This is a genomic window from Phormidesmis priestleyi ULC007 (assembly GCF_003003695.1).
In the GTDB taxonomy this organism is placed as follows: Bacteria; Cyanobacteriota; Cyanobacteriia; order Leptolyngbyales; family Leptolyngbyaceae; genus Phormidesmis_A; species Phormidesmis_A priestleyi_A.
The window spans coordinates 1-4,370 of the sequence record NZ_PVWG01000091.1; the positions used below are offsets into that span (position 1 = coordinate 1).

The 4,370-nt window shown below is 50.2% G+C and carries 8 protein-coding genes; all 8 read left to right on the top strand.

Features of this window, described 5'->3' with window-relative positions:
• A partial coding sequence (locus C7B65_RS29780) for an integrase core domain-containing protein (protein ID WP_146135856.1) occupies nt 1-118 on the top strand: 118 nt, incomplete at its 5' end.
• Nucleotides 119-235: 117 nt separating this feature from the next.
• Entirely contained in the window at nt 236-892 is a 657-nt protein-coding gene (locus C7B65_RS26515) for a reverse transcriptase domain-containing protein (RefSeq protein WP_223257535.1), read from the top strand.
• Nucleotides 893-1,221: 329 nt separating this feature from the next.
• Nucleotides 1,222-1,461 carry a hypothetical protein gene (locus tag C7B65_RS27550; RefSeq protein ID WP_143162134.1) on the top strand — a complete coding sequence of 80 codons (240 nt, stop codon included), beginning with the start codon at nt 1,222-1,224 and terminating at the stop codon, nt 1,459-1,461.
• A 236-nt stretch (nt 1,462-1,697) separates the two neighbouring features.
• Nucleotides 1,698-1,952: a hypothetical protein gene (locus tag C7B65_RS26525; protein WP_073075325.1), complete on the top strand. Its 255-nt coding sequence runs from the start codon at nt 1,698-1,700 to the stop codon at nt 1,950-1,952.
• A gap of 27 nt (nt 1,953-1,979) precedes the next feature.
• A complete protein-coding gene (locus tag C7B65_RS26530) occupies nt 1,980-2,243 on the top strand; it encodes a hypothetical protein (RefSeq protein ID WP_223257536.1) in 264 nt (87 codons plus the stop codon).
• Nucleotides 2,225-2,716: a hypothetical protein gene (locus C7B65_RS26535; RefSeq protein WP_143162135.1), complete on the top strand. Its 492-nt coding sequence runs from the start codon at nt 2,225-2,227 to the stop codon at nt 2,714-2,716. Before C7B65_RS26530 ends, C7B65_RS26535 begins: the two co-directional genes overlap by 19 nt.
• Nucleotides 2,717-2,943: 227 nt before the next feature.
• On the top strand, nt 2,944-3,228 hold the full coding sequence (locus C7B65_RS26540) for a hypothetical protein (protein ID WP_073075328.1): 285 nt from the start codon (nt 2,944-2,946) through the stop codon (nt 3,226-3,228).
• Between the two features lie 114 nt (nt 3,229-3,342).
• Nucleotides 3,343-4,002 carry a hypothetical protein gene (locus tag C7B65_RS26545; RefSeq protein WP_073075329.1) on the top strand — a complete coding sequence of 220 codons (660 nt, stop codon included), beginning with the start codon at nt 3,343-3,345 and terminating at the stop codon, nt 4,000-4,002.
• Nucleotides 4,003-4,370: the final 368 nt, after the last annotated feature.

The following is a 4,370-nucleotide window of genomic DNA, read 5'->3' on the forward strand; positions in this document are numbered from 1 at the left end:
AACGCAAGAGGTCAACCAGTGGTTTCGTTGGTACAATCAAGTCCGTCCGCATCAAGGATTAGATTATCAAACACCAAATCAAGTATATTGTGATAATCTAAAGAAACAAATGGAATGACAAAGCAATCGAGACCTTAAACACGAAGGCGAACGGATCTGAGAGTCTCAATCCCTAGCTTATTCACCCCCTGAAAACTGTCTGGTCTTGGGGGTTCACTTCACCATTGTCTCGCCGGTGATTGCCAACGTGTTCCTCGACACTGTGCTCGACCAGTGGTTTGTCACGGTCGTCACCCAGCACTGTCGCGGGTACTGTGCGCTGATCCGGTACGCAGACGATAGCATTGCTGTGTTTGAGTGTGAGGACGATGCACAGCGCTTTATGCAAGTCCTGCCGAAACGACTGGCAAAGTTCGGACTGCGACTCAATCAGGAGAAAACTCAACTGCTGGCATTTGGCAAGCGTCGAGCCTGGCAGTCCTTCAAAGCGGGGGAACATCTCCCCAGCTTTGATTTCCTCGGCTTCACCCATTACTGGGGTAGGAGTCGCAATGGGAAAGCTCGATTGAAGCGCAAGACCTCGAAGAAGCGATTTCGCCGTGCCCTGGTGTCTATCAATCAATGGTTGCGCCAGGAACGTAACGCTCGTAAGCTGCCAGAACTCTGGCAAGCATTGGGGCGGAAGCTGCGGGGACATTTCAATTACTTTGGAGTCACCGATAACAGTCGGGCACTTTACTGCTTTGAACGGGCAGTCCACAGACTGCTGTTGAAGTGGTTGAATCGCCGTAGTCAGCGCCGTAGCTTCACGTGGGAGAGCTTCCTGCGCTACCAAGCCAGATATCCTCTGGCTAAGCCAGGTCGTCTCGTGTCACTCCATCCCACCTGGTAAATGACCGAATGAAGAGGCTTGTGCGGGAAAACCGCAGGCAGGCTTCTGTGGGGGTGAAGCTCCTGACTGTGCATGGCTGAATCTTGTGACACTCTCGTGTTCCGAAAGGTGAGAGCAACCGGGAATACAAAGCAAGCCTAAACATTGGCAGGAGTCTTCTCTACCCGACCTGAGACCCCTACAACAAAAACGCTGAGGCGTAACCCATTCCCACTTCAGCCCTAGTAACGATTCGTAGGAGATAGACCAAAAAACTTAACCCAGGGCAGAGCGCGAACTCTTCCTGGATGCTCCACAGCAGACTTAAACCACCTATGGAGACTCTAATTATGTCCACAAGATCGACCGATAACGCATTTCCTGTTCACAGCACTGACTTCTTTGAGGGATCGCCGATCGGCACCACCACCCATCACGGGCTGACCAAACGAGAATACTTTGCAGCGATCGCACTGCAAGGGCTACTCGCTTCCACCCACTGGTCTTTCGGCTTGAAAAGCTTTCGAGTCAGCCCACTCCATCAGATGCAGACTTTGCAGCAATTTCCGTTCAGCAAGCGGATGCCCTGATCGCAAAGTTGTCAGAGCGAACTGAATAATCGAAAGGGCGATCGCCTCCAGGTGGTGGAGGCGATCGCCCTTTTTTGCTTGCCCATTAACCAATCCCATCATGAACCAAATCACCAAACTTAAGCCCGTCCCCCGGTGGGAGTCAGTGCAGACAGACCGTTACCCGATCGTCAACCAGCAGGGCATCGACTATCAGTTAGTGCCCCTTTCCCTGATCGAGAAGCTGAGAAGCGATCGTGAAAACCTTGTCTGGTTTGCGGTGGAACGGCCGCCATCGCGATCGCCGCCGCCGTCGCCCTGGTCGCTGGGGTGTTGCAGGTGCCACCGCCGCCAAGAAAGGGGCAGACGTTGCCAAAGCCAAAACCCTCTACGGTCTGACGGGCAAATATGCCGGAATGGGCTACAGCTTGGGCGCGGCTCACGACGAAGCCCAAGTGCGAGTGAGGGAATATCAAGCCCTGCACACCGAAGTTAACAACCGTTGGAAGTAAAACTAGGAGTTTAATTCAATGATTCGGATGGCTAGATTCTCCAACTATGTTGGGTTGGGTCTAGCCATTAGTTCGTTATTGGGACTGATGGCTAGACATCTCGCTCCTTTGGGCATCGGCGTATGGGTCACACTGCTGCTACTGCTGGCAGGGTTGGGTATTGCCCTGATCTCTGGCAACCTGCTCGATCAGCATTTTGGCTGGGTGCAAGACACCTCGCTCGCACTCGCGATCGGACTACTCGGAATCTTCATTATTAGGAGCGCGATCGGATGGCTAATTCTGGCTTAAAGCAAGTTGACCCCGGTTTGCCGTGGGACCTGATCAACTCCCTGAGAGAGCGAGAAATCGCCCACCGACTGATGAGACAGCATCATCTCAACCTGGCAACCGACGATATCGAGTTTGATGGCACCCTGCGAGAGTTGCAGTCAATGTATGAGCCAGAAGCGGAAGGAACCACACCTCACGCTCAACTGGCTCTACCAGGCAAAGCAGCCTATCTCTTAAAAGTGCAGCAAGAAGCCATGCAGGCGTGCGGTGATATTGGCTGGGCTTTAATCGAATATGTGAGCGGTCAAGGTGCCCAACATTGCGAGAAAGATGGCTGGATTTCAAGTGAGAAATTACGCGCCAATTGGGGCAAAAAATTCGGCTTAAACACTGAACATATGAAGAGCTTGCTATCAGCATTAGTCAACATTCAAGTAGGAGAATGGCGCGATTCTTCCCTCAAAGAATGGCGGTTAATCCTAACACTTTGAACCCGTGCCAAAATTTCGGATCGGACGATCGGATAATCGGACGGATTTTCGGATACCTAGTCCGATTTCCGTCCGATCCGAAATCCGAAGGTTTGTCCGATTTTGTCCGATCTCCTCATCCGAAAATTATGCCGCTCCACAAACACCCATTGAATGTAATAAGAAAAACCTCCCTAGAAGTAATCTAGGGAGGTTTATCATTGAAAAATGTTGTAGTTCCTATCATTATGACTGACCAACCCTCAAACGGACTGCCCGATCGAGTTGAACGTTTAGAAGTCGATATGCTTGATGTCAAAGTCTCGCTCAATCGACTCATCGATATCTTTTATCAAAGCGACGCTAGAACCACCGATGCCTTAGAACGAACCACCAACGCGATCGAGCGACTCTCTGAAGCCCAAATCAGAACACTGACGATCGTTGAAGAGATGCAATCTGAAGTGAGAGGACTGCAAACCGAAAATCGGCGTATCTGGCAAGTGATCAGCGATCGACTTGGCTTGGAGTAATGACCTTCGATCGTCCTTTCCTCACAACTTGGGAATCATAACAAAGCCCCTCTCAGTGCAACTTGAAAGGGGCTTTGATTTGAATTCAATCCATCATCTACCCCAAGTTTACCCATGCCGGACGATCTGTTTAAGCTTTGCATTGTCTTAGTTACGATTCTCGGTAGCTGTGTCTTGCTCTTATTCGCGCTCAACGCTTGGTACGATAAGGCGGCTCGAAGCCCAAAATCGAAGCGACGATCTCAAAGGTCACGAGTCGTCTATCCATCTAAGTTCCGACCTCGCAATTTTGGCATCCGTTCCGATCAACCTTGGATGATGGGCATCGTCGGCATGGTACTACTCTCGGCTCTTTCAACCGCGTTTTCACCTGCTAACAGAACTACGTTTGCTCCAAACACTGAAGACTACATCCCCATGCCTCCCCCACAATCAATGGGTGCCACTGGCTCAGACTTGGTTCAGCTTTCTATCACAAACTCCACACCTGAAGAAATGCGAGTTTTCTTCAAAGGTGTTGAAAAACAGTCAGCGATCATCCCACGATGTCCAGAATGCCAAGTCTACGCAGTTTCACCTCTCAACTGTCCTACCAATGGCGTAAATCAGACCTACACTCTTAGTTCAGGTGAATATGAGATCGATATCCTCTTCACAGGTGCCAACACCAGACCTTACCGAGGGCGTTGGACGCTAGAGAAAGGAACTATTTACAAAGATTGCTTTACTCTCACCTACGGCACGCCGCGACACGACGATCGACGGCAATGGTGAGTTTGTGGAATTTAGAGCACGATCGTCACTAATCCGGTACCAATCGTTAGCGATAGCGGGACCAACCGTCAGCCATGTGAATGTTTATAGATGGACAGTCAGTAAGGAACTAAATCTATGTCAGCTTTACTCAATGTCAGCTTTACCACGATCGTACCTGGGAACAGTTCAAGCATATTCAGAAAGGCTTGGAAGGTTCTCCCGGTGTGCGATTAGCTTTCCAGGACGGAGTGGTTGAAATATTCACGCCAGGACAGGCTCATGAGATTTTTAAGAACATTATTGGATTTCTACTAGTAGACAGTCAATGCAGGAATGATGGATAATGAAGACCCACCGTTCCCCTACCTGAGAACGGAACCATGCCT